Consider the following 25,964-nt stretch of genomic DNA (forward strand, 5'->3'; position numbering starts at 1 on the left):
TCTGAGCGATCGCCCTCACAGAAGAGTGTGATCGCTTTCTAAACTAGATTGCCAACATTCAACTGACCGAGGCGCTTCAAAATACTCAGCACACTGTACAAATCATTCCCCGGATTGAAAAGGTAAAACTTCCGAGAAAAAGCGTACTGTGCTGTTTCCCGCTTAACTAATTTGACAAATAGAAAATCTGCCCCATTCATTAACAATCCGTAAGTAGGTCGATCGGCACTCAGATTAGCTAACATATAAGCCAGTAACTGCGGAATCCCTACCTCCAAAGAAAACGCCGCTTGCTTGGACTCGATAACTATTACCCAAAACTCCTTAAACAAAGCCACAACATCCAACTGTCCCCTCACAATCACTCCCTCGTCTTCCTCAACAATTTCTACAGATTTTTCTGAAGTAACATGAAAAGGAGAAAGATAAAAATCAGCTAAATCCAAAAGCGGAGACAGCACCACCATTTTGACTGTATTTTCTAGAAGTGGGGGATATTCTAGCAAATTCCTGTAACTTGCTTTAACTCTGTCTAGTCGCTGTTTCTCAGCTTCCGAGATTTCTGGCAAATTATCTTGCCACTCGCGAAAGAATTGGTCATCTTCCACTAACTCAATTTCAAATTTTGTTCTCAAATCGTACATCGTGACATTTCGAGCTTGAATTGTTTGTACCATAGTTTTACACTAAGTTTGGAGTCTATATAAATTGTGCATTAAGGTGGCGAGTGCCACCTTACAAATCGATTATTTACCTAATTTAGGCCTCTACTATATCTTAATTTCCAATGCAGCAACTCTTTTTTCAAGTTCTAGTATCCTTTGAATCATTGGTAAATCTTCTACAGAATCTAGATGCTTAGCTAGAGCGCTAACTATGACATCAGTTTGAGATATGCCCGTTTGCTGAACATATCTTTTGAGCTTGCTAAAAAGAGTACGGGGAACTCTCACAGCTATTTGAGATTTCTTACTCGGAGATAGCCCCTTGTGTTTAGGTTCTACACTTAATGGTTCCACTGCTTCAGTAGGATGATTTGCCGTGGCCGGGTCATCTACTCTGTAAAGTTCATAGTCATTTTCACGAAGTGTGAAAATCCGCCTGTGAAAATACTTGCGATTTCCTTCAACACACAGAGGAGGAGCATTGTCTTCTAATTCTGCGTATCCCACTAAGATTTGACCTTTCTGAAGCTCTGAAAGCAGTTTTTTAGAGATCCCTTTTTTGCTAAAAAACCCTACTTCTATCTCTCGGACCCAAGGCATTTTACTGATATCTTCAAGCCAGACAATTTTAGCTTCGTGTAGTAAAGTCTCGTCTCTGACAAAATCGCCCATAATTCTTACCTCTATGTCGATGATAATCAGATTAACACGCATGGCGTTATATGGCAAGTGCATGGCAAAAAGATCTCAAAGATAACCGAGAGCCTTCGTACTTTTCACTCCTGCACCTTTGCCCTTTCCCAAAAACCCAAAAAATGTAACGAGTTGTAAAGTATAATTAAACCGAAGCGAACACAGAGGCCAAGTAGTATCAAATGCGAGTTGCGATCGCCGGAGCAGGCTTAGCAGGACTTTCCTGCGCTAAATATCTCACCGACGCGGGCCACACCCCCATAGTCCTAGAAAGTCGAGACGTACTCGGCGGCAAAGTCGCCGCCTGGAAAGATGCAGATGGCGACTGGTATGAAACCGGCCTCCACATCTTCTTCGGTGCATACCCGAATATGCTCCAACTCTTCAAAGAACTTGACATCGAAGACCGGCTGCAATGGAAACAGCACAGCATGATTTTCAATCAGCCGGAAACCCCCGGAACCTATTCCCGCTTTGACTTTCCCGACCTTCCTGCCCCCTTCAACGGCGTCGCAGCCATCTTGAGCAACAACGATATGCTCACCTGGCCCGAAAAAATCCGCTTCGGTATAGGTTTGATTCCGGCGATGCTTCAGGGTCAAAACTATGTCGAAGCAATGGACAAATACTCGTTTTCCGACTGGCTGAAAAAGCAAAACGTCCCCCCCAGAGTCGAAAAAGAAGTATTCATCGCCATGTCCAAGGCGCTCAATTTCATTGACCCCCACGAAATATCGGCAACCATACTGCTGACAGCCCTCAACCGCTTCTTGCAAGAGAAAAACGGCTCGAAAATGGCCTTTTTAGACGGTTCCCCCACAGAGAGGTTGTGTCAGCCGATGGTAGACTACATAACTGAGCGCGGTGGTGAAGTACGGCTGAATGCACCCATCGGGGAGTTTTTGCTCAACGATGACAACACGGTGCGCGGGTTCCAGATTCGGGGAGTAAAAGGGGCAGAGTCAGAAATTCTGACGGCCGATATTTACGTTTCCGCGATGCCGGTTGACCCGCTGAAGCTGATGATGCCGAAACCTTGGGGCGAAATGGATTATTTCAAACAGCTCGAAGGCTTGGAGGGAGTACCCGTCATTAATGTACACTTGTGGTTCGATCGCAAATTAACTGATATCGATCATTTGCTGTTCTCGCGATCGCCCTTGCTAAGCGTCTACGCCGACATGAGCAACACCTGCCGCGAATATGCCAACCCAGACAAATCAATGCTGGAACTGGTTTTAGCACCGGCCAAAGACTGGATAGGGAAATCTGACGAAGATATCGTCGCAGCGACAATGGTCGAGTTAGAAAAACTCTTTCCCGATCAAATCCCAGAACCCGCCAAACTGCTCAAATATCACGTAGTCAAAACCCCACGTTCCGTCTACAAAGCCACTCCCGGACGCCAGCAGTGCCGTCCCACACAAACAACTCCCATTAGCAATTTCTATCTAACGGGGGATTATACAATGCAGCGTTATCTTGCGAGTATGGAAGGTGCCGTGCTTTCTGGTAAGCTGACAGCGCAGGCTATTTCAACGGCCAATAACCAATGAAAAATTAAGAATTTTTCATAAAGACGTAAAAAATCTCCCGTTTTCTAAACGGGGGAAAATCAGTTCTAATCTTTAAATTTCTTATTCTCGGATGCTGCAACTGTCAAAACTCCAGTGCATGAGAACTCTGGCCTCTGTGGATGACTCTTACGAACTGTGCCGCCAAGTCACGGCGAGTTATGCCAAAAATTTTTATTTAGGCACTCAACTCATGCCCGAAGCCAAGCGTCGGGCGATTTGGGCGATTTACGTCTGGTGCCGCCGCACCGACGAACTCGTAGACGGGCCGGGTTCTGATGCAACGACCCCTGAAACCCTCAATCTGTGGGAAAAACGCCTAGAATCTGTGTTTGCCGGCCATCCTCACGACGACTACGACGTAGCGTTGGTGGATACGCTGTCTCGTTTCCCGATCGACATTCAGCCGTTTCGAGAAATGATTGCGGGCCAGCAAATGGACTTGTACCGCAGCCGCTACGAAACTTTTGAAGAGCTCAATCTTTACTGTTATCGAGTAGCGGGTACTGTAGGGCTGATGTCGATGTCTGTCATGGGTGTAGGCGAATCGAACTCCGCTGCTAACTGGAATTGGCACTGGGGGAATAGAATTCCCAAAGAAGAAGCGATAGCCCTGGGTATTGCCAAGCAGTTGACTAATATTCTGCGCGATGTCGGAGAAGACGCCCGCCGCGGCCGCATTTACATTCCCTTAGAAGACTTAGCCTTGTTTAACTACACCGAAGAAGATTTATTCAACGGTGTCATTGACAACCGCTGGCGCGAATTGATGCGGTTTCAAATTCAGCGAGCTCGCAAATTATACGCCAGCGCCGAACCGGGAATTAAAGTGCTCAGTCCCGATATCCGCTGGACTGTTTGGGCTGCTACTATGCTGTACAGCAGAATCTTAAATGCGATCGAACGCAATCAGTACGATGTTTTCCAGAAGCGGGCTTACGTTAGCAATTCTCAGAAACTGCTGTGTCTCCCCGCCGCTTGGCTGAAGTCAAAAGTGCTTTAGCCGCGGGCAATTTTGCTGGCGATTCGGCAACGGGTAAGGGGTATTTGTCAAGTTACAAATTATATGATGTCCAGCAAATTGCATATTAGGTTTGTGGGGACGCGGTAGTGGCGTGTCCCTACGTTTGGTGTGTTAATTGGAGTCAAAGTGGCGGTGTAGCGGGTGAAATTTTCAATTGGTCGATCGAACTTTCCAACAATTGCTTTTCCTGCTGGAGTTTTGCTTCTAAATTTTGAATTTGTTCTCGGCGGGCTTCAACTTCAATCAAGCGGCGAGACAATTCTTGACTCTGCAAAGTGAGAGATTGCCTCCAATCTTCTGCTTTCTGGGCTTCTTGCTGCAAAAAATCGGGAGTAAAGCCTGTTGTTAAATATTTCTCTACTAATTGTAGTACCCAGTTTGTAGCTGCTTGAATATGCAAAACCTGGCTATTTTCGCCAATATCTGCTAATACTAAAATCCCTTCACTTAAAACATTAGTTGCAGAGTTAATTTGATTTTTATCAAAATCTTTCGGTAATGTCAATAAACTTTCTTCACTAAGAATAGCCCAAGTATCATCAGAATTTTGGCAAGCCAGCAATTGCAGACTTATCTCGCCTAAAATTTCCTGATTTTGTACTTGGGCTAAATATAACATGAGGGTAATTAGTGATTGGTAATTTTTGTTTGACCTAATTTTTACTATTTTTCTCACACGGAAGTGTGAGCGTCCTAAAAAGGAATATACTCAACAGCATTCATCCATTCATCAGATTCCGAGGCTAAAGTAATGAGTTCCAAATCCTTAACAAATTGTCCGATCGTACCGCCTAGCTGATGTCCAAATATCAAACCAGCAAACTGTCTTTCCTGACGCTGCCAATCTTGAGCCATTGCCCTAAAACGGATATCTTGAGTAAACAATACTCTCCCTAGCTGAGTGGCACGTTCCAAAAGTTCATCATCCGGCAATTCTGTCGCACCATCTTCGATCGCAGTCAAAACATTTACACCACGACGGCGCAACTGCTCCGTAATTGCTTGGGGAATGTGAACGTCCATGTACAGAAAAATTGCCACTTACAATAATCCCTTAGCTCGCATTCTCACGAAAAATGGTGAAGGTAAAAGCAAAGATTTTTCCTGTTGTACCTGCTCCCATTCCGCGCGAATCTCCTGCTCAATTTCAGATTGAAAGTCGAAGTAATAAGCCATTGCTGCATGAGCCTCCGACGGCATCAAATAAGGATGCTGGCGGCACATTTCTTCGACTGACCAACCGTAAGCTAAATAATCCATCACAATCTGAACAACCCGCACGCGGGGTATCCGCTGCAACCGTGCGGGTTGACCCGCTACTTTCTCGATATGAGGATAAATTATTGATAGCATAATGATATCCCAAACTAAAATCTCTAAATAGTTAAGTTAAAAACGAAAGACCTTGTAAAATCTTATTTGATTATAGCCGATCGCGCCTGCGGTGCGTGAGAGTCAATATTTTCGTTGGGATTCCAAGATTCTTCGCCCTCACGCAGCCTACAAATTGACTAAAAACAGTCAACAGTCCACAGTCAACAGTCAACTATTAAAACAACTTTAGTCGATCGCGCAAAATCTCCGCTTGTTTTTCGGCTTCCGCCAAAGCATCCCTCGCCCCCTGAACCACATCAGGAGTAGCCTTATCCACAAACTTCTGATTAGTCAAGCGCGCCGCAGTATGCTTAATTTCAGCTTCCACCTTGCTCAACTTCTTTTCTAATTTAGCACGCAAAGCCGCCAAATCCACCACCCCAGCCAGAGGAATCAATACTTGCACAGTACCGACAACCCCAGCAATTGTCTGTCCCAAATCTGCATCCACACTAGCAGTAACTGTCAGATTTTCGACTTTTGCCAAATCCTGAATGTAAACACCTCCATCTGAGATGATTTGGCGTTCTTTCTCGCTTTCGCTTTGCAAAATCGCCGTCACCTTCACACTGGGTTTGATATCAGCATCTGCCCGTAAATTGCGAATAGTGCGAATTGTACCGAACAACAACTCAAACTGCTGTTCTAATTCAGCATCAATTAGCGAGATATCAGCTTCAGGATAAGCTTGCAAAGCCAAACATTCACCATCACCTGTTTGAGTCAGAGTGTGCCAAATTTCCTCAGTAATGTGCGGCATAAAAGGATGCAGCAGTTTCAAAATCCCTTCTAACACAAAAGCAAAAGTTTGCTGGGCCACTTTTTTAGAATTTGGTTCAGCATCCTGTTGCAAGCGAGACTTGACTAACTCAATATACCAGTCACAGAAATCGCCCCAAATAAACTCATAAAGTCCCTTGGCTGCTTCCCCCAAACCGTAATTTTCCAAACAATTGCGGCTTTGTTGCACAACTTGATAATAGCGAGAAAGAATCCAGCGATCGCACAATTCCAAACCACCTCCCCCAGAAGGACTTCCCAACTGCTGCGGAGTCTGTCCCTCCAAATTCATCATCACAAACCTGGCCGCATTCCACAACTTATTCGTGAAATTCCGCGAAGCTTCCACCGATTTCGATTCATCAGTTTTGCGATCGTACTCCATGCGAATATTTTGACCTGCCCCAACCACTTCCTTAACCAAAGTGTAGCGCAAAGCATCAGTACCGTACTTGCCAATCAACAGCAGCGGATCGATACCGTTATTTTTACTCTTAGCCATTTTTTGACCTTTTTCATCCAACACCAAACCGTGAATGTAAACAGTATCAAAAGGCATCTTTCCAGTAAAATGTCCGGCCATCATCGTCATTCTAGCAACCCAGAAAAAGATGATATCAAAACCTGTAACCAAAGTAGTTGTCGGATAGTAAAACTCCAAATCTTTAGTTTTGTCAGGCCATCCCAGAGTTGAGAAAGGCCACAACCCAGACGAAAACCAAGTATCCAGTACATCTGGGTCTCTTGCTAACTGCACGTCTTTACCAAATTTAGCCGTTGCTTTTTCCCTAGCTTCAACTTCAGTTTTCGCCACCACAAACGGCGTCGTGTCAGTAATTTCTCCTTGGGTTTCGCTAACAGCATACCAAGCCGGGATTTGGTGTCCCCACCACAATTGTCGGGAGATACACCAATCCTTCAGCTTCACCAACCAATCCCGATAAACCTTTGTCCATCTGTCAGGAACAAAGACTGGTGAGTTACTTCGATCTAATGCTTCTAAAGCACGTTGAGAAAGAGGATCTATCTTTACAAACCATTGCGTAGATATCAAAGGTTCGACCGGAACCTTGCCGCGTTCGCTGTAGGGAACTGTATGCTTGTAATCCTCTATTTTAACCAAAACCCCGTCAACTTCTAAGCGCTGCACCACATTTTTCCGGGCAACAAATCGGTCTTGTCCCTGGAACTCTCCGGCATTTTCATTTAAAGTACCGTCCTTATTCATAATATTAATAAACGGCAAATTGTGACGCTTACCCATCTCGAAGTCATTCGGATCGTGGGCGGGAGTCACCTTGACACAACCAGTTCCGAAAGTCCGATCGACAAACTCATCAGCAATGATGGGAATTTCGCGATTCACGATCGGCAAAGTCACAGTTTTACCGATAAGATGTTTGTAGCGATCGTCCTGTGGATTTACCGCCACCCCAGTATCGCCCAACATCGTTTCCGGCCGAGTCGTCGCCACCTCCAAATAACCAGAACCGTCCGTCAAAGGATAGCGGAAATGCCACAAATGACCGTCAACTTCCTGCTGGTCTACCTCCAAATCCGACACAGCAGACTGACTCGCCGGACACCAATTCACCAGGTAATTGCCGCGATAAATCAGCCCCTCATCGTACAGCCGGACAAACGCTTCTAAAACCGCAGCGGATAAGCCTTCATCCATCGTAAAGCGTTCGCGCGACCAATCGACAGACACGCCCAAACTGCGTAATTGATTAGTAATAGTATTGCCCGATTCAGCTTTCCACTCCCAGGCCCGTTCCAAGAATTTTTCTCGGCCTAAATCGTGGCGAGTTTTGCCTTCTGCTTTGAGTTGCTTTTCGAGAATAGTTTGAACTGCGATGCTAGCATGATCCGTTCCCGGCAACCACAGGGTATTGCGTCCAGTCATGCGGTGATAGCGGACGAGGACATCAATCAGCGTCTCTTCAAAAGCGTGTCCCATATGGAGACTGCCGGTCACGTTGGGCGGCGGGATAACTACGCAGTAAGGTTCGCCACCTTTTTCGGGGTCAGCTTTGAAGGTTTGGTTGTCTTCCCAGTATTTTTGCCATTTGGTTTCGGTGGCTTTGGGGTCGTATTGCGGGGGTAGGTTTGCGGTCATTGGCGAGAGGGTGCAGGTTTTATATATAAGATTGTGCCACAGCGGGGGGAAGAGAAGAGGTTTGAACCGCAGAGGGCGCAGAGGGCGCAGAGGGAAGAGTGTTGCGAGGGTTTTGGATGTCGTAAAAAAACCTTTCATCCCTCCCCTCTCTGCGCTCTCTGTGTTCTCTGCGGTAAAATCCTCTTAATATCTATTCACCTCTTTACAATCCACTCCATTAAGAGAAGAGTTTTGAACCGCAGAGGGCGCAGAGGGCGCAGAGGGAAGAGTGTGGGGAGGGTTTTGGATTATGATTGTGATTATTGGTTTGAGAAGAGGAGAGAGGAGAGTTGGAAGATGATCTGAATGAGTTGACTTATGCTGTGATTGGGGCGGCGATGGAGGTTCATAAGGAGTTGGGGCCGGGGTTTTTGGAAGCGGTATATGAGAATTCGTTGCGTGAAGAACTCTCGCGCCGGGGAATTCCTTTTCAACCTCAACCTACAGTAAATGTAACTTATAAAGGTGTTGTTGTTGGGGAAGGCAGATACGATATGCTGGTTGCCAACACTATCGTAGTTGAATTAAAGTCAGTCCAAACTATACTTCCTATCCATGAAGCTCAAGTTATTTCATATCTGAAAATGACTGGTTATCCTCTCGGTCTTCTCATCAACTTTAACGTCCGCTTTTTAAAAGAAGGAATCCGCCGCCTCATCCTCTCCTAAATAAACCTCTCATCCCTCTCCTCTCTGCGCCCTCTGCGCCCTCTGCGGTTAAATCCTCTTAAGATCTCTAATTACTTCACCTCCTTATAATCCACCCCATAACTCGTATCTCTCCCCGACAAATACGTAGTTTTCCCGGTTAAAGTCTCCAGAGTTTTTTTAGTTTCAGCGGAAGTAATCGAATTCAGAGGTACGCCGAACTTGCTAGCCAAGGCAGCCGCCACGCCCACACCTTGTCCTTGATAAATATTCACCGTCGCAATTCGCCCGACGGATACAGCCATACCGACATAACCGGACGATCGCCCGACAATGGCTAAATTCTTGACTTTGCTAGCCAAAGCGCTTTCTATCCCGAAATTATAGACTGGTAGCGGCGGAATTCTGGCAGATAAATTCTTGACTCCGCCCCGCATATCGAAATCGTAGGAAAAACTGCCGATCGACTTTTCGGGTACTGTTCCCCCTTTGATAATCTCCTGCCCCGTCAGCGGATCTACCACATCGCGAACGTTCAAAGTTTGCCTGATATAAATCTCGTCTGGAATAAATACTCTCACATCTTTACCAGACTTCTTTTGTAGCCAGTATTGGAGAAATGACATTTCTCTAATCATTTCAGGAGTCGGTTTTCTGCCGTTAGCTTCCATCTTCATGATTTGGTTAACTTGGTATTTAAACAGAAACCCGTTCCAGGACAGCACATTTTTGTTATAAACGCAGACATTGCCCTTATCGAAAAAGAATCCTTTATTTTGACTAAATGGCAGATTTCTGTCTATGTGATACGCTGCACCTATAGCTACGCTTCTGATGTCGTAGCCGTCTGTATATGGCTGATAAATCGTACTCCAGAAATTCCTCATCCAGAATTTTGTACTAGCCGGATCTTTAGATTTCATAATGCTTTCTTTAATCTTTTTTACCAAAGACCTGTTGTAAAGAATTTCATCTTCTATTTTGCGGAACTCGGACATCGTTATACCTGTAATTCTTGGAACTATAGATACAGCTAAAGTTTCATTTTTGGATTTTATATTTTGAGATTCATATCCTGTATAATAAGATAACCCTGCTTTTCTTGCCAATTCGGCGTCTTGAGTTACATCAATAAAAGAGTTGGCTTTAATTATGAGATTGGTGCCTTCTACTTCGGCATATTCAATTTTTTTATCTACGACGCGGGGAGTAAGAGTTGAGTTAGAAATAACTTTGATTCCGGCTGCTGAAAGCATCTGTTTGAGAGCTCTATCTGCCTTTTTTGGGTCTAAGCAAGATTCGGGCGCATCCGCTTTATCTAAGAATTCCTTAAAACATTGGGCGTAAGGTTGGCGATACCAACCGGGGATTTTATCTACATCGATGTAAGCTAAACCGCCGCGGGTGAGTAAGCCGCCCAAAGGAGCACTTCCGTAGTTCGATCGCACGATCGCAACTTTGCCCTTTGCGCCTAAAGTTTTCTTAGCCCATATCGCTGCACATATCCCCGGTACTTCATCACCATATACTACTACATCAAACTTTTGTTCCGGTGATTTTTTGGGAACTACCGGAGGCGGGCTGCTGGATTTTTGCTGCTGAGTTCCAGTATCTAAGGTGGCACTTGCTGGGTTTCTATTTGCGATATAATTTTCTACTTCTCTGAAAGTCGGATAATTAAGTAAAAGTTCTAGGGCGGCAAAGATGATTGCAATTGAAGCTAATTTCTTGAAAGTAGAGAGCATTCAGTTGACTCGTGGATAAATTTGCAATACCTGAAAGCGCAGTTCAGGGTTTACGGAGTTGAATATAGCACGTTTAGATAGTTTCGACACAAGTTTAAATTTTCCGGGAACTGTGGTAAACGAATCTTCTCAACCCAAACCTGGTGATGCTGTCCTGGGCAGCCAAAATGCTACAATTACATCAATCAGAAATTGAAACATAAAAACATGACTTTTGAGGCGGTTTTAAATCTTGTCAAGCACTTGTCTCTAGCCGAAAAGTTACGATTGATTAAGTGGATAGTTCCTGAAATAGAACGAGAATTAGTTGTTCGGCCCGCTCTCCGCAAATCATTGTGGGGTTTATGTGCTGAGTTGAGAATTGCACCTTCTGCCGCTGATATAGATGAAGCTCGCAGCGAAGAATGGGGGAATTTCCCAATGGAGGATTTCTAATGCTGGGTGCTGTAGCTGATACTGATGCTGTAATCTGGTATATATTTGCCGAGCAATCGACTTTTGGTGACTGCTATAACGACAATAGAACAGATAGCTGCCGAGGGAAATCAGGTGGCTTTTTCATCAATTACATTAGCAGAAATTGTCTATTTGAGCGAGAGAGGGCGGATTAATTCAACTACTCTAGATCTATTATTGAGAGAAGTTGAGAGCGATGATGCCTTATTGGTTGAAATTCCTTTCGATCGCAATATAGCTGTGACTTTAAGGCAAGTTGACCGATCGCAAATTCCCGATTTGCCCGATCGCATTATTGCTGCTACTGCTTTGTATCTTAATCTACCCGTTATTAGTCGCGATCGCCGGATTCAATTATCTAGTATAGACACAATTTGGTAAATCTGAGTCACTCGGCGCAAGTTGAAATTTTCCGGGAACTGTTGTTAGCGGTTTTGCCTGTGTTACTGGTTTGGGAGGGCTATTGATGTGGGTAAGGATGGTGGGTGCGATCGCATTTCAGATATCTGGTGTCGGGAAGGGCGATCGGTTACAATAATGTAAGAACAACAATTGAGTCACCTTAAACATACAGAAAAAATGGAAAAAGTTTTTGTACATCCTGAATGTCCTTTTTCAGAAAACACATTTAACCTATTGACCGATTTTTATGAAGACCCTAGATCGGATTTTTACAGGACACACAAACAAGTTTTCTTTAAATATGTTGAAAATCCCTTAAAGTATATTTTAAGCCAGGTGGAAGATCTGTTACCTGATTTTATCAAAAATTATATAAATTTCAGGATTGACCAATTTGGTTCTCTCCTTCTATTCCAAGGAGTCCCATCAATATCCTACAGTGTAGCTTTGGGTCTGGGAGATATAAATTCTTTAGATAATGGGCAGTTCATGCTAAATATTGAACCTGAAAAAGTCACTTTTGGATTATACTCAAAAATAAAAAGTTTAAAAAATATAATTAACAATTATAGCTCTCAATGTAGAAGTGATTCCTGGAAAACATTGCTTGAATTATATAAGCTGCCCCATCAAACTTTTTGCGAGTTAAATCGCCACGTTCATTCTTATAATTACGTAATTGAAGACTCTAGGTTCGGAAAGAGTGAAAATTCACTATCTGTTTTTAGTTTGCTAGAAGAGATTTTTTGTTGGCAAGAAATACCCAAGAATTTATTGATCACACCTAAAGTCAATAACATTCATGTTGCTGTCTCACTAGAAGCATCAGAGGTATTAGGATATTCTGCTAAACAGTTAATCGCAAAAATAGCACAAACATTTAAAAAAATATTTCCCTTGTTTTTATTATTTAATTTTTATGAAAATGACTTATCTATTCTGGTAAATGAATATTTTTTATTATACAAAAAAGAATTGAATCAAGCCTACCATCTCGAAGAAATTTCGGAGCTAACTGGTTTTCAAACATCGGAAATTAACCGCTGGATACGCACCATTAACCGTAAGCAACAAGCCATCATTCAAGGCCCGCCCGGAACCGGAAAAACCTTCCTAGCTCAAAAACTCGCCCAATACTTAATCGGTGGCGGTGACGGCTTTTCGGACATTATTCAATTTCATCCAGCTTATACTTATGAAGACTTCATTCAAGGCATCCGTCCGCAAAGTCAAGATGGAGAATTAACTTATCCCATAGTTCCCGGCAGATTCCTAGAATTTTGCAAACAAGCCGAAGCCCGTGAAGACACTTGCGTTCTCATTATTGATGAAATTAACCGTGCAAATTTATCTCAGGTATTTGGAGAATTAATGTATTTGCTGGACGATCGCGCTCGCACTGTTAAACTAGCCAGCGGCCAACAATTTACAATACCTAAAAATGTTTGCATCATCGGTACAATGAATACGGCAGATCGCTCTATAGCCTTAGTTGATAACGCACTCCGCCGCCGCTTCGCATTTATCCCCCTATCTCCTAACTATAAAGTCTTGCGTCACTATCACAAAACATGGCAAACAGGTTTTCCCATTGCTAGATTAAATCGCTTAATTGGTATTTTAAAAGATATAAATGTGGCAATTAATAACAAATACTATCAACTAGGCATCTCATTCTTTTTGACAAAAACTTTATCTGAAGATATCCAAGATATTTGGCAAATGGAAATTGAGCCATACCTCGAAGAATACTTCTTTGACGAGCCGGAAAAAATGGATGAATTTCTTTGGGATAAAATCCATAAAAAATTGGGCTATTGACAATCTAACGCCGTCATTAACGCCGAGACAGTGGCGTTACTGCATCCACCACAATTATGAAACCAGAATCCCGCCGAATTATCGAACTTACAGAATATCAATTAGCAACTTTTGAACAAGACTCTATCCCCGAATCAGTAGGACATAAAATATACCATAATTATGCCAAGGAAATCGAGATAGAATTTCCCAACCCTAAAACAAAATATCAATGGCACTTAAAATCTAAAGGCAGAGTGGGCAACATTCCCATCACTCCAGAATTTCACATCGCCATCCGCCCAAAGGTTCCCATAAACAACCTCTTTGGAATGCTTGACTATGCCTACAACCTTAAGATAAAATTTCCCCAAGGATCGATTCAGTGCCAATCTTTACAAGAAAGTTACGAGAAATTAGCTAACATTCTTGCCCACAAAATTCTAGAACGCTGTCGCAAAGGATTATATCGCGATTACTTATCCAAAACAGAAAGACTCGCCTACATTCGCGGCCGCGTCGATTTGCGGTCAGCCCTGCAAAAACCTTGGGATGTTAAACTAAAATGCCACTATAACGAACAAACAGGCGATATCGAAGACAATCAAATACTCGCTTGGACACTCTTCATAATTGGCCGCAGCGGTTTGTGCCGTGAATCTGTTTCATCCACTGTGCGAAAAGCCTTTCACGCACTCCAAGGATTTGTCACATTAAAACCTTTTAAATCAGAAGCTTGTATTGATAGAAATTATCACCGTTTGAATCAAGATTATCAACTTTTACACGCCTTATGTCGATTCTTTTTAGATAACACAGGGCCGAGTCACGAAACAGGCGATCGCGAAATGCTCCCTTTTCTGATAGACATGGCTAAGTTATATGAACAATTTGTCGCTGAATGGCTCAAAGCAAATACACCAAAAGGCTTTGAGGTCGAACCACAACACCGAGTTGAACATGACACAAATTATTTCGATAAGATTGACTTAATTATACGCGATAGTGAAACAAAAAAAATCCAATACGTCCTCGATACAAAATACAAAGCTCCCGATAAAGTAGCCAATAATGACATTCATCAAATAGTTGCTTACGCCAATGCCTTAAAGTGCCAAAATGCAATTCTCGTTTACCCGCAAAACCTCAAACAGCCACTAGATATAAAAAATGACGATATCCGAGTTCGCAGTCTAACTTTTTCCCTAGATAGCGACCTGAATGAAGCCGGAAAAACCTTCTTAACCTCTCTACATCCAAACACCCTCCCCTAACTCTACTCTGCGCCCTCTGCGCCCTCTGCGGTTCATTTCTCCACAAAAAAAGAGGCGCGATCGCGCCTCTCAAATCTTTCATGTCTGTGTTCTAAACACTAACAGCCACTTTCGCTTCTTTTGCAGTCAACTTCTCGTAAGTCGCCCGCATCTTCAATCCGACTAACACTTGGAACAAACCAGTTCCATTGTTGGAACCAGGATATTCGCGGTGCTGAAGCAACAGGTGAGTTAACTCGCCTTCATACTTCGCAGAAGTCTTGCTCAAATGGCTTTCGATGTAAATAACTTCTTCGAGATTCTCGAATTGACCATCTACTTCTAAAATCGAGACTTCGTGACCGTAGAAAGCATCAGGCCCGTAGTACATCTTAATTCCGGGATAGGAACAAGTCAGCTTGCGGCCGCAAGGAACCCAGTTAATTGTTGAACCTTCGTCAAACAAATACGCAGGCTCAAAATTGGCGATGCCTTCGCGCTGGATCATCTGCACCCGCAGAACTTTCCGCTCCTTGTCATCTTTGATCAAGTTGGTCGGCAACACTTGAATTACCACATCAGCATATTGCTTTTGCGGGTCGATGTAGGCGGTAAAATCCGGTTTGCGAGCATTGATCGCAAACAGCACGTCTTCGTAACGGTGGCCCCGTTCCGCCATGTCGCGCTGGATTTTCCAAGCAATTTTTACTTCGTCGCTGATGTCGAGGTAGACGCTGAAGTCGAGGAGCGATCGAACTCGCTCGTCGTAAAGGGGATGCAGCCCCTCAATCACAATCACGTGATTCGGCTCTACCCGCTCAGGAGGATCGAGCAGACCGGTTTCGTGGTTGTAAATCGGCTTGTCGATCGCATGACCTTCTTTGAGAGCCTTCATTTGCTCGGCCATTAGGTCAAAATTGTTCGCTCTGGGGTCAAGGGCTGTAATCCCTGTTTCCTTGCGCTGCTTGCGATCGAGACAATGATAGTCATCAAGGCAGATTACAGTAACGAAATCTTCCCCGAACAAATCTGTCAATCGGCGTAAAAAAGTAGATTTTCCGCATCCGGAATCTCCGGCAACGCCAATTAAAACCACGCGATCCGGCTTACTGGTCATAGTTTCCCTCTAACAAAATCACTGTTTACTAACTAACTCAAGTCTAGATTCCACAAAATTTCAGCCCGCAGGTAGCGGCAAGCAGGCTTTGTGCTGCTTTGCTACCCCGAGAGGATCGAGTTCTCACCAGCATACAGCAGTGAGTTGACTGCCTGCCCGGGCAGACCCAAGCAATCTTCAAGGCAAGTAATTAATACTAACTTTAGCGGTTAATCTTACCAGAATGCGTCCGCCCCCTACAAGCTCAACCTCATTAAACTGCTCGAATCTTCCTTTCTCTGCAGGGGCGCTCCCCAAATCACAATGACTTATCGGGGCAGATCCCCCGATCGGGTAAAATATTGGCAGTACGCAGACAACAATAGCTATAGGTCAACAGCCGAACGCATTAGGGCTCGGTGAGCGCGGCGTTCGGCTAGTAGGGATTTGATACGCGAGCGATCGCAACTTCAACACTCCCGCCGGCGTGGCGAGGCCCAAAAATTGGCGCGGCCAATTAGTCCCGATGGCCTTAAGAAAAAAGTAAATTGAGTCTAACGTCACATTCTCTTTCTTTATAACTCTGTATCGTGAAGGACAAGCAACAAATGTACAGCCCAAGCATATCTGGTGTGGCGGCCAACTCAGAATCAGGTAGCCGCATCTTTGTTTACGAAGTGGAGGGTATGCGTCAGAGCCAAGCAACTGACCAAACAAGTAGCCCGATTCGCCGTAGTGGCAGCGTATTTATCTCCGTGCCCTACGAGCGCATGAATCAGGAAATGCGTAGAATTGCTCGCATGGGTGGAAGAATTGTCAGCATTCGCCCCTCAAACAGCGCTCCCGAAACAAATGGCAAAGTCGCACCAGAAGCAGGGCTACAGAGTCAGAAATCTGGAGAAAAAACTAAGCCCATGACTCAAGCCAAGGAAAAAGTTCAGGTTCCTGTTAACCTCTACAAGCCGGCCAATCCCTATATTGGTAAGTGCATTTCTACAGAAGAATTGGTCAGAGAAGGCGGCGAGGGTACAGTCCGTCACGTCAAATTTGACATTTCTGGAGGCAAGTTACACTATCTCGAAGGTCAAAGTATCGGGATTATTCCCGATGGCACAGATAAAAACGGCAAACCTCACAAAATTCGGCTGTATTCGATCGCCTCCACCCGTCACGGAGACGATGTAGACGACAAAACAGTCTCTCTGTGCGTCCGCCGCCTAGAGTACAAAAGCCCAGAAACCGGTGAAAAAGTCTTTGGTGTTTGTTCGACTTTTCTCACCGGTTTGCAACCTGGAGATGATGTCAAAATCACCGGCCCCGTAGGCAAGGAAATGCTGTTACCCGACGACGAAGAAGCCACCATTATTATGATGGCTACCGGTACGGGTATTGCTCCTTTCCGGGCTTATTTGTGGCGGATGTTTAAAGAAAACAATCCCGATTACAAGTTCAGAGGTTTAGCTTGGCTGTTCTTTGGAGTTGCTTACACTCCCAACATTCTCTATAAGGAAGAGTTGGAGCAATTGCAGCGCGAGTTCCCCGATAATTTCCGCTTGACTTATGCTATCAGTCGCGAGCAAAAGAATGCTGACGGCGGCAAGATGTACATTCAAAACCGGATTCAAGAGAACGCAGACCAATTGTGGGAATTAGTTCAAAAGCCGAATACTCACACTTATATCTGCGGTTTGAAGGGTATGGAAGGCGGAATTGATGAGGGAATGTCGGCCGCATCTAGCAAGCACGGTGCTGACTGGGCGGCCTATCAGAAACAGTTGAAAAAAGAACACCGTTGGCACGTTGAAACTTATTAATGTGTTACCTGATTTAATCTGATTTGTAGGGTGGGCTTGGCTCGCCCTACAATTGTTTTAAACAGTTTTTAGTTTTAAGAAGCTTGAACGACCCACAAAAAGTGTACAATATACAGTAAGCTCACCGAAAAAGGGAGATGACTGACATGGTTATAACTTCTACCCAAAAGCTCACCTTTGAAGAATATTTGAACTATCAGGGAGAATCAGGTGTTTGTTATGAATTATATCGGGGCAATCTGATCGAAATGCCAACACCTACAGCAATACATATCAAAATTTGTGAATTTTTAGTTTATCAGTTCCGGCGCTTCTTTGCAGCACACAACCTACCGCTAGTTGCAATTGTGACTACCGCCGTCCGAACTGAGGAAAACTCTTCTCGCATTCCTGATGTGGTGATTTGCACTGAGAGTCTGTGGGAAAAAGTCTGCGCGGAACCTGGTTCCGCAGTGCTAGATTTTGAAGAAAAACCGCTGTTAGTTATCGAAGTTACCAGTCAAAATTGGCGGGACGACTACATTCGCAAACGGGCAGAATATGACTTAATTGATATCCCTGAATATTGGATTGTAGACCCAAATCAACCGAAAATACGAGTATGCAGTCGCCCGGAAAATGAAGGCAGTTATTCTCATCAGGAATTTTTGCCGGGACAGCAAGTTCAGTCTGTACAGTTCGCTGAATTTATTTTATCGGTTAATCAAGTGCTATGTCCGCCCCTAGTTGAAGATTTAATTCGAGAAGAACAAGCACAGCTACAGCAACTAGAACAGCAAAATCAGCAACTAGAACAGCAAGTTAATGCTGAAAGGCAGCGGGCCGAAAGATTGGCGCAGCGGCTGCGAGAAATGGGGATAGAGATGGATACAGAACTTTAAATTGCCATGTAAAATCTGGATTAATTAGTCATGTAGATCCCGGACTTTTTTAAGAAGTCGGGTCTCTGGGTATTCAGTGAAGCCGCGGTTATCATACAATGATTCTAGATGAAGTGAGTTTCAACGGGTCAAAGTCGTGGCTTTCAAAATTGGTTTGCTAGGTTTGGGTACAGTTGGTGCGGGAACAGCAGAGATTTTGCTCTCCCCAGATGGCCGCCATCCGCTGTTGCAGGAATTGGAAATCTATCGGGTGGGAGTGCGCGATATTTCTCGAACTCGGTCTTTACAATTGCCAGAAAATGTGCTGACAACTGACCTAGAAGCGATCGCAACTGACCCGGAAATTGATATTGTAGTTGAATTGATTGGCGGATTGGAACCGGCGCGATCGCTGATTTTACAAGCTATTGCCAGCGGCAAGCACGTCGTCACTGCCAACAAAGCAGTTATCGCCCGCTACGGGAATGAAATCTTCGAGGCCGCCAACAAAAAAGGCGTTTACGTAATGCTAGAAGCTGCTGTCGGCGGCGGCATTCCGGTCATTCAAAGCCTCAAACAATCTTTAGGTGCAAACCGCATTAAAACTGTCACCGGCATCGTCAACGGCACAACTAATTACATCCTGACGCGGATGCAAACAGAAGGTGCAGACTTTGCCGAAGTGCTCGCCGACGCTCAGCAATTAGGTTATGCTGAAGCTGACCCCACAGCAGATGTAGATGGATTAGATGCTGCCGATAAAATTGCTATTTTAGCCTCGCTAGCTTTTGGCGGACGCATCAAATTAGCAGATGTTCACTGCGAAGGTATTAGAAAAGTTAGTGCGGCTGATATTAACTACGCCGACAAGCTGGGATTTGCGATTAAATTGTTGGCTATTGCTCAAGAAACCTCCCGCTACAATGGCAAGCAAGTGGAGGGAGAAAGCGAACTGCTGTCAATTCGAGTGCATCCTACTTTTGTGCCGAAAACTCATCCGCTGGCGAGTGTTAACGGGGTTTACAATGCAATTTTAGTCGAAGGAGAGCCGATCGGGCAATTGATGCTGTACGGGCGCGGCGCCGGTGCGGGCCCAACAGCTAGCGCCGTAGTATCCGACATAATGAATGTGGCGGCCATCCTGAAAACCGAAACTGTTCCGATTCCCCATCCTTTACTCAGTTGCAGTCACCAACACTACTGCAAAATTGCTCCGATGCAGGAACTGGTTACTCGCTTTTACGCCCGTTTTCTGACGCGCGATACTCCGGGGGTAATTGGCAAACTCGGCACTTGTTTCGGCAACCATAAAGTTAGTTTGGAATCTGTTGTGCAGACGGGAATTCGCGGCGATTTAGCAGAAATTGTCGTCGTGACTCACGATGTTATGGAAGGTAATTTTCAACAAGCACTCGATGAAATTCGCGCGCTGGAAGCAGTCGATAGTATTGCTAGCACGTTGCGAGTTTTGTAAAAGTGATTTGCTAAGGGCGGGCGGGTTTCACCTACAATATTTGTTAATAATTGACAATATCTAAAACCCGCCCTCTCACTCAGCCAACGGTAAATGTCACGTACATTTTTCGCATTTGGTAGGGGCGGGTTTCACCTACAATATCTGCCAAGAATTGACAATTTCTAAAACCCGCCCTCGCCCAACGATAAATCCCGATATACATTTTTCGCATTGGATATAAGTAAAAGTTGATGTGGGCTATCTGTTGTGCGGGGGCGGGTTTATGTATATTGTTTGTAGTCATTAAATATAGTTGGTAAAACCCGCCCCTACCAGATAATGAAAGGAACAGAATTGGATTTTGTCGATCGCCAAACGGGAAGGCACTTGCTAGATTCCCTCTATGAAAAGTTTGCCAAACCCCAACTGCACGATACTTTTAAACCCAATAATCCTTCAATTTACATTCGGCACGAAGAAGGGCAAGTTATTGATGGAAATTATATCATAAAAAAAGTGTTTGAAGACTCTCGCACTGGTTTTTATGCTGAAAGTCGCCTCCCCATTTCTGGCAATAATCCGCCTGTTTTCGTGATTCGCGGATACGGTTCTTGGTATCCTTTCGAGCGCGTTTTGGAAGATACGCCCGATGTATTTATGGCCAAACTAGAACGCCAGTTAAAATCGGCGCAAACTGCGGGTGCTATTGATTGGATAAAGCAGCAATTTCACAGCGGGAATCCGCCAGATATCATCGGAGAAAGTTTGGGCGGCAAAGTTGCTCAGCAAATAGCAGCAAAATACCCGGATTATATTAGATCCACTGTAATTTTTAATTCTTTAGGCGTTTCGGAAAAGTTAGCTAAAACTTGCACCGCTAAGAATGTTTTTCACTACTTTACTTTAGGCGAAAGGTATGCTTTCTGGGCCAATGAAGGCGATTACATACCGGGAACGATTTTTGTGATTTCCCCGAAAGGCAACAACTGTTGTTATAAAATCGAAGAGGCGATCGTCCGAATGGCGCGTTTTGAAGGCAAGTTTCTCAAAAGACGCGCGATTGTGGCAATATTGGCTCAGTTGCTTTTGCTAAACAGACACAATGCGATCGTCCTCAACAAGCGACGGCCAGTAGTCGTTCAGATCGATCGCACTCAATTGCAAATTTTCCGAAAAAAGCGCTTTGTTTAAACTCAGACAGAATTGCTTCCAGCCGCCGATGGCTGATTTTCCCGCGCTGCGACTGCGAGAACCAGACAAAGTGCTGCGATCGCTTTTTCCCATTCTTTCTTTACAGCCGTGGGTTGAACTTCATCAAAGGCGCTAACTAAACGAGGGATAGCTCGTTCTAATGCCTGTCTGGGAATGGATTTGTGCAGATCGACTAAACGAGTTAAACTTTCTTGATTCTTCAAAAAACCGACTACCCATTTCGTAGTATGATCTGGACTGTCAGGGACGTTTTTAATTCCTAGTTCTGTTTGCAACCAGTCGTAAAAAGGCGGCAGCTTTTGAGCTAAAACAGTTCCAGCAGTTGGCAAAGTTTCTTTGAGTAAAGTAGTATCCAGACTTCCCAAGACTTGATTGAATTCCGGTGAATCGAGCAAGCTGGTTAATGGCAGTGAAAGCAGGGCTTCAGAAGCGTCAGGGGATACATTTAAAGTCCGCGAAAATGTTTGCAGCATTGGAAAGTCTCTGGTATTGATGACTTTTTTAGCCTAACAATCACGCGAGTCAATTAATATGAGCTACCTCATATTAGCAAAATTGTAAGATATCGATCGCCAAAGAAGCCTCTAAATCTAGCTGCGTGCATCGGCGGTTAATAATTTGCCATTAAATATTCTACACAAATTCTCCCTTAGCAACCATCACCACCTTACCACCCACCAAAACTGTTATTTCCCCTTCATTCTTAGCGGCTTGTAACAACAGCAAAGAAGGTCGATCGATTTCATAACCCTGCTCAACTCTCACATCAATCTTTGCTGACCCATAATAATCATGTTCTACCAAATATCCAGCCAAACAGCCGTTAGCGCTGCCAGTCGCCGGATCTTCTGGAATTCCTAATGAATGGGCAAAAACTCGCACGCTTAAATCATTAAGGTCGCTGTAGGTTTCTGGGCAAAATATCAAAATTTCTTTCGCTTCCGTTGTATCAACTAGCTCAAAATATTTATCTAAGTTGACTTGAGCTTTTTTGAGCGAGGCGAGAGTTTTTAACGGGACAATTATAAACGGTACTCCGGTCGAAACTTCTTGAATTGGGAAATTTGGATCAATTTCATCGGGTTCTAAATTCAGGACATTTGCCAGACGTTCGGCTAATAAAACTTGACCAAAACTAGGCGGGTTTTGTCGCATCCACAAAATATCTGCCGATTCATTGTGATAATTAAAAGTAACTGGAATTTGACCGACGGCTAGATTGAGAATTACTCGATCGACCTTTTCGCGAATAATCTCTTGCTGCAACACAAACGCAGTGCCCAAAGTCGGATGACCGGCAAAGGGCAATTCCTTCTTGGGCGTGAATATCCGCACGTCATAGCCGCCATCTCGCGGATCGGGCGATCGAATAAACGTAGTTTCTGAATAATTGATTTCCCTCGCTATCAGCAGCATTTGGACCTGAGATAGTTCAGCAACTCCCGCACCGCAAAATACAGCTAGCTGGTTGCCAGCATATTTTGACTCGGCAAACACGTCAACTATATAAAAATTCACATTTCCCTCGTTCAACAGTAGGTTGTGTAGCAGCGGTTTCAACCGCCTCCTCCTTATAAAAGAAGTTTTTAACTTGCTATTTCAAACAGCGAATTGCTTCCAACATTCCCCTGGCTTTATTCAGCGTTTCTTCGTACTCCATATCCGGGTTAGAATCGGCCACCAAACCAGCGCCTGCTTGCACAGAAACCGAATGTTTGTCACCACCTAAAGAACGAACAACCATAGTCCGAATGGCGATCGCACTATTCAACTGCCCCTCAAAATCATAATACCCGTAAACCCCAGAATACGGCCCCCGGCGACAACCTTCCAACTCGTGCACAATCTCCATCGCCCGAATCTTCGGAGCACCGCTAACCGTACCCGCAGGAAAACCAGCTTTCAACAAATCCCAAGCAGTCTTATCCTCAGCCAATTCTCCCACCACATTGCTCACAATGTGCATCACGTGAGAATAACGCTCAATTTCCATTAATTCGTCAACTTTTACAGTACCGTTTCGGCAAACTCTGCCTAAATCGTTCCTGCCCAAATCAACTAACATGACGTGTTCCGCAATTTCTTTCGGATCTTGCAGCAATTCAGCAGCCAAAGCATCATCTTCTTGAGGAGTTTTACCCCGGCGGCGAGTGCCGGCGATTGGTCGCAAAGTTGCTATCTTTTTGCCATCAGCAGTGTTTTCCGCTTTCACCATAATCTCGGGACTCGAACCGATAATCTGCCAATCTCCGAAATGAAAATAAGCCATGTACGGAGAAGGATTAATCAGACGCAAAGATCGGTAAAGAGCAAAAGAATCGCCATTGTATTCAGCCTCTAGTCGCTGCGAAATAACAACTTGAAAAATATCTCCGGCTTTGATATAATCCTTCGCCTTTAAAACATTGGCACAATACTTTTCACGGGTAGTATTGCTAGTGTAAGCCAATTCGGTATTTCCGGTTGTCGAACGGGCATCTTGCCCGTCATTGGGAGGTGTCCATTCTATGAGAGTAGATTGCCGGGAAAGTGGCGATTGCAGCTTCTCAACTAACTTGCCAACGCGATCGCACGCTTGCTGATAAGCATCGGCCAAATCAACGCCAACCTCCCGCAAATCCGCATAGGCGACGGCCCAAATTTTCCGCTTCACCTGGTCGAAAATCAGTAAATTATCCACCTGCATCCACAATCCATCCAGCAAATCATTCTCGCTTGCTGGATGCACGGGAACTCGCGGTTCTATCCACTTAATTAACTCGTAACCCCAAAACCCGAATAATCCGCCTATTCCCGGCGGTAACTGCGGCAATTTCACCGGTTTGTAGGGTTCCAAACACTCAGTCAAAGCCGCAAACGGATCGCCCGTAAATACTTTTTCGGAACCGTCGCGGTAAATTTGAGTTGTACGAGATCCCTTTGCCTCCAAAATCCACAGCGGATCGCACCCTAACAAACTATAACGCCCAACCTTCTCCCCACCTTCCACCGACTCCAGCAGAAAACTGTAAGGTTGGCCCGCACAAACCCGATACCACGCAGACACCGGCGTATCCAAATCAGCAACCCATTCTTGGTACACGGGTACAAAATTGCCTTGTTTGGCCAGTTCCGAAAATTGTGAGAAATCGGGAAATATCATATATATCAGAAGGAAGAAGGAAGTTCGGCAACGGATTCTGTAACGGATGTAACGGATGTAAAGGATAGAAGGAAGAAGGAAAATGCAATCCTAGGATTTCAGCGATTAAAAGCGTCCTAACCGTCTTGGGTTCAATAAACAAAAGACGGAAAGCAACAGCCATGAGGCTGCTGGTACTCGCCAACTGCCATCACCGCCATCGGTTTGAGCGCGCGCAGCCCCTCTTGCAAACACCAGCGAAACAAACTTGCGTAACGCACCGGCAAGTGGAAAGAAACCTGTGCTTCGGAGTTCGATGCCGCCGCCCCCAACAGTAAAGCCTGCATATCCGCCTCAGTTTCTGCGACGCTGTGGCTCAAAGCCGACACCGCACAAGTATAAGCCACAATCCGACCTTGTTTGCATGCAACCCAAGGAGAAAAGAAATTCAGGGCGTACTCAATATCGCTAGTTCGATCGCACCTGTATAATTTCTTGCACAAAGCCGTGCATTTACCAACATCCTCACTAGCCATTGGCCGCACTTCAAACCCATACGGAGGCTGGCTGCGAAACTTCCCTTCCATTAACACGAAAGGTTCCTTCACCTCAAAACCCAAAGAAGCGTACAGCGACAGCGACGCCATATTAAAAGATTCCTGAACCAAACGGATACCCACAGCGTCCTGTCCGCGTTCCAGCAAAGCTTTCATGATTTCGCGTCCCGTGCCGCGGCCTTGAAAAGTGCGATCGACACTGACGGGCCCAATACCGCGAATCGGGCTGCGTTCGTCCATAAACCCGCAGCCGACAACCGCACCCTCGCTCTCGGCTACTATGTCAAAAAACAACGGACTTTCGAGCAGAAGACCAATAATTTCAGTTGAAAACTCCAGCGTCGGAAAATCTGTAGGGAATTGATGGCGATCGGAAATATCTTTAAAAGCTTCATAAGTAATGCCAGCGCAAACATCGATATCAGAAGGCTGCGCTCGCCTGATTACGACATTCATTTTTAATTTAACGATTAACTTTTAATAAGATTAGAAGTTTGCAGTAGTATTTTGGCGCTGCGGGCTTAGCCTGCTGCGTCAGAATACTACTGCAAAAACAAGTTTACAAGCTGAGCCTTACAGGGAATATTACCTATGTTTTGCTCAGCCATGCAGTCATGGTCTAAGGATCGAAAGTCTTCTTACCGCTGAACTTCAGCTTAGCCGGATTTGGATTGCTGCCAATATTGCGGTCAATCTTACCGTTGTAGGGACGACCTTCGTTCACCTTCTCAGGGAACACGCCATCCTTGGGATGCAGGTACTCAGTAGTACCGTCTGGAAACACGCGGTAAATTTTGTAGTTCGTGATTTTGAATTTAGCCCGCAGTTGCTGGCCGCCCAAAGCGATGCACTGCTCCTTCCGGGGCAGATGCAGCAAGTTTTCGCCTTGACGCATAATCGCAGCGCCACCCGTAGGCATTTCAAACACCTGCTCCTTGGGGCTAGTCCAAGTGATAGCGTACTTCTCTTCAACTAGCGCCTTGGTCAGCAAGCCGCCTGTGCTGCCGCCGAAGATTGGGGGTTGTCCAGTAAGTTGTTCGGCCATAGATATATCCAAAGGATTTTTACGGCATCGTATCATCGAGACTGCACGCTGTTCTCGAAATTGTAAGGAAAATTAACAGTTTTTTGGCGATCGATCTTTTCTGATAATTGATAATTAGTAATTAATAATTGATAATTGGTAATTTTCACCAAAGCTAGAAAACAGAATTAGGCAGCACGAATCCCGAAAAAATAATCAAAAAAAAAACAGCAATTATTCTGGTGCTTGTGAG

At 44.7% G+C, this 25,964-nt stretch carries 25 protein-coding genes; 11 read left to right on the plus strand and 14 right to left on the minus strand.

Annotated elements, in window-relative coordinates:
- Positions 1-38: 38 nt before the first annotated feature.
- Both QUA33_RS04735 and QUA33_RS04740 read right to left on the minus strand, forming a co-directional pair.
- Entirely contained in the window at positions 39-677 is a 639-nt protein-coding gene (locus QUA33_RS04735) for a restriction endonuclease subunit R (protein WP_333146896.1), read from the minus strand.
- 93 nt (positions 678-770) lie between these two features.
- Positions 771-1,400, minus strand: coding sequence for a DUF6009 family protein (locus QUA33_RS04740; RefSeq protein WP_333146898.1), 630 nt, complete (start codon positions 1,398-1,400; stop codon positions 771-773).
- Between the two features lie 140 nt (positions 1,401-1,540).
- Between QUA33_RS04740 and pds the strand changes: the two genes are divergently transcribed.
- Positions 1,541-2,914, plus strand: a complete 1,374-nt coding sequence (pds, locus tag QUA33_RS04745; RefSeq protein WP_333146900.1) for a 15-cis-phytoene desaturase — start codon at positions 1,541-1,543, stop codon at positions 2,912-2,914.
- A 91-nt stretch (positions 2,915-3,005) separates the two neighbouring features.
- Positions 3,006-3,935 (plus strand): 15-cis-phytoene synthase CrtB, encoded by a 930-nt coding sequence (crtB, locus tag QUA33_RS04750; protein WP_333146902.1) that lies wholly within the window; start codon positions 3,006-3,008, stop codon positions 3,933-3,935.
- A gap of 142 nt (positions 3,936-4,077) precedes the next feature.
- On the opposite strand, the gene QUA33_RS04755 is transcribed toward crtB, so the two are convergent.
- From QUA33_RS04755 to QUA33_RS04770, 4 genes are all read right to left on the minus strand, one after another.
- Positions 4,078-4,575, minus strand: a complete 498-nt coding sequence (locus QUA33_RS04755; protein WP_333146904.1) for a hypothetical protein — start codon at positions 4,573-4,575, stop codon at positions 4,078-4,080.
- A gap of 74 nt (positions 4,576-4,649) precedes the next feature.
- Positions 4,650-4,997, minus strand: a complete 348-nt coding sequence (locus QUA33_RS04760) for a DUF5615 family PIN-like protein (RefSeq protein WP_333146906.1) — start codon at positions 4,995-4,997, stop codon at positions 4,650-4,652.
- Positions 4,998-5,309 carry a DUF433 domain-containing protein gene (locus tag QUA33_RS04765; protein WP_333060152.1) on the minus strand — a complete coding sequence of 104 codons (312 nt, stop codon included), beginning with the start codon at positions 5,307-5,309 and terminating at the stop codon, positions 4,998-5,000.
- Between the two features lie 196 nt (positions 5,310-5,505).
- Positions 5,506-8,229 (minus strand): valine--tRNA ligase, encoded by a 2,724-nt coding sequence (locus tag QUA33_RS04770; protein ID WP_333146908.1) that lies wholly within the window; start codon positions 8,227-8,229, stop codon positions 5,506-5,508.
- Between the two features lie 329 nt (positions 8,230-8,558).
- Here QUA33_RS04770 and QUA33_RS04775 point away from each other — a divergent pair, with 329 nt between their 5' ends.
- Entirely contained in the window at positions 8,559-8,936 is a 378-nt protein-coding gene (locus tag QUA33_RS04775; RefSeq protein ID WP_333146910.1) for a GxxExxY protein, read from the plus strand.
- Positions 8,937-9,007: 71 nt separating this feature from the next.
- On the opposite strand, the gene QUA33_RS04780 is transcribed toward QUA33_RS04775, so the two are convergent.
- Positions 9,008-10,660 carry an FAD-dependent oxidoreductase gene (locus tag QUA33_RS04780; protein WP_333146912.1) on the minus strand — a complete coding sequence of 551 codons (1,653 nt, stop codon included), beginning with the start codon at positions 10,658-10,660 and terminating at the stop codon, positions 9,008-9,010.
- 207 nt (positions 10,661-10,867) lie between these two features.
- On the opposite strand from QUA33_RS04780, the gene QUA33_RS04785 reads away from it, so the two are divergent.
- From QUA33_RS04785 to QUA33_RS04800, 4 genes are all read left to right on the plus strand, one after another.
- The gene (locus QUA33_RS04785) at positions 10,868-11,095 is read left to right on the plus strand and encodes a hypothetical protein (protein WP_333146914.1); all 228 of its coding nucleotides are present in this window, start codon (positions 10,868-10,870) and stop codon (positions 11,093-11,095) included.
- Between the two features lie 66 nt (positions 11,096-11,161).
- Positions 11,162-11,497, plus strand: coding sequence for a PIN domain-containing protein (locus tag QUA33_RS04790; protein WP_333146916.1), 336 nt, complete (start codon positions 11,162-11,164; stop codon positions 11,495-11,497).
- 198 nt (positions 11,498-11,695) lie between these two features.
- Positions 11,696-13,339 carry an AAA family ATPase gene (locus tag QUA33_RS04795; RefSeq protein ID WP_333146918.1) on the plus strand — a complete coding sequence of 548 codons (1,644 nt, stop codon included), beginning with the start codon at positions 11,696-11,698 and terminating at the stop codon, positions 13,337-13,339.
- A 56-nt stretch (positions 13,340-13,395) separates the two neighbouring features.
- On the plus strand, positions 13,396-14,592 hold the full coding sequence (locus QUA33_RS04800; RefSeq protein ID WP_333146919.1) for a 5-methylcytosine restriction system specificity protein McrC: 1,197 nt from the start codon (positions 13,396-13,398) through the stop codon (positions 14,590-14,592).
- 91 nt (positions 14,593-14,683) lie between these two features.
- Here QUA33_RS04800 and QUA33_RS04805 read toward each other — a convergent pair whose 3' ends face one another.
- Positions 14,684-15,688 (minus strand): phosphoribulokinase, encoded by a 1,005-nt coding sequence (locus QUA33_RS04805; protein ID WP_333035850.1) that lies wholly within the window; start codon positions 15,686-15,688, stop codon positions 14,684-14,686.
- A 587-nt stretch (positions 15,689-16,275) separates the two neighbouring features.
- Between QUA33_RS04805 and petH the strand changes: the two genes are divergently transcribed.
- The 3 genes from petH (at position 16,276) to QUA33_RS04820 (ending at position 19,815) form a co-directional block, all read left to right on the plus strand.
- Positions 16,276-17,481 carry a ferredoxin--NADP reductase gene (gene petH / locus QUA33_RS04810; RefSeq protein ID WP_333146921.1) on the plus strand — a complete coding sequence of 402 codons (1,206 nt, stop codon included), beginning with the start codon at positions 16,276-16,278 and terminating at the stop codon, positions 17,479-17,481.
- A gap of 146 nt (positions 17,482-17,627) precedes the next feature.
- On the plus strand, positions 17,628-18,362 hold the full coding sequence (locus QUA33_RS04815) for a Uma2 family endonuclease (RefSeq protein WP_333146923.1): 735 nt from the start codon (positions 17,628-17,630) through the stop codon (positions 18,360-18,362).
- A 136-nt stretch (positions 18,363-18,498) separates the two neighbouring features.
- A complete protein-coding gene (locus tag QUA33_RS04820) occupies positions 18,499-19,815 on the plus strand; it encodes a homoserine dehydrogenase (RefSeq protein WP_333146926.1) in 1,317 nt (438 codons plus the stop codon).
- 79 nt (positions 19,816-19,894) lie between these two features.
- Here QUA33_RS04820 and QUA33_RS04825 read toward each other — a convergent pair whose 3' ends face one another.
- A complete protein-coding gene (locus QUA33_RS04825; RefSeq protein ID WP_333146928.1) occupies positions 19,895-20,101 on the minus strand; it encodes a hypothetical protein in 207 nt (68 codons plus the stop codon).
- Between the two features lie 35 nt (positions 20,102-20,136).
- On the opposite strand from QUA33_RS04825, the gene QUA33_RS04830 reads away from it, so the two are divergent.
- A complete protein-coding gene (locus tag QUA33_RS04830) occupies positions 20,137-20,988 on the plus strand; it encodes a hypothetical protein (protein ID WP_333146929.1) in 852 nt (283 codons plus the stop codon).
- 2 nt (positions 20,989-20,990) lie between these two features.
- On the opposite strand, the gene QUA33_RS04835 is transcribed toward QUA33_RS04830, so the two are convergent.
- The 5 genes from QUA33_RS04835 to QUA33_RS04855 form a co-directional block, all read right to left on the minus strand.
- The gene (locus QUA33_RS04835) at positions 20,991-21,482 is read right to left on the minus strand and encodes a hypothetical protein (protein WP_333146931.1); all 492 of its coding nucleotides are present in this window, start codon (positions 21,480-21,482) and stop codon (positions 20,991-20,993) included.
- Between the two features lie 160 nt (positions 21,483-21,642).
- A complete protein-coding gene (locus QUA33_RS04840) occupies positions 21,643-22,527 on the minus strand; it encodes a PhzF family phenazine biosynthesis protein (protein ID WP_333147008.1) in 885 nt (294 codons plus the stop codon).
- Positions 22,528-22,603: 76 nt separating this feature from the next.
- Positions 22,604-24,151 carry an anthranilate synthase component I gene (gene trpE / locus QUA33_RS04845; RefSeq protein ID WP_333146933.1) on the minus strand — a complete coding sequence of 516 codons (1,548 nt, stop codon included), beginning with the start codon at positions 24,149-24,151 and terminating at the stop codon, positions 22,604-22,606.
- Positions 24,152-24,282: 131 nt separating this feature from the next.
- Positions 24,283-25,143: a GNAT family N-acetyltransferase gene (locus QUA33_RS04850; protein WP_333146935.1), complete on the minus strand. Its 861-nt coding sequence runs from the start codon at positions 25,141-25,143 to the stop codon at positions 24,283-24,285.
- Positions 25,144-25,306: 163 nt separating this feature from the next.
- The gene (locus QUA33_RS04855; protein WP_333100147.1) at positions 25,307-25,732 is read right to left on the minus strand and encodes a photosystem I reaction center subunit II PsaD; all 426 of its coding nucleotides are present in this window, start codon (positions 25,730-25,732) and stop codon (positions 25,307-25,309) included.
- Positions 25,733-25,964 lie beyond the last annotated feature (232 nt).

Source organism: Microcoleus sp. Pol14D4 (genome assembly GCF_036701245.1).
Classification (GTDB): domain Bacteria; phylum Cyanobacteriota; class Cyanobacteriia; order Cyanobacteriales; family Microcoleaceae; genus Microcoleus.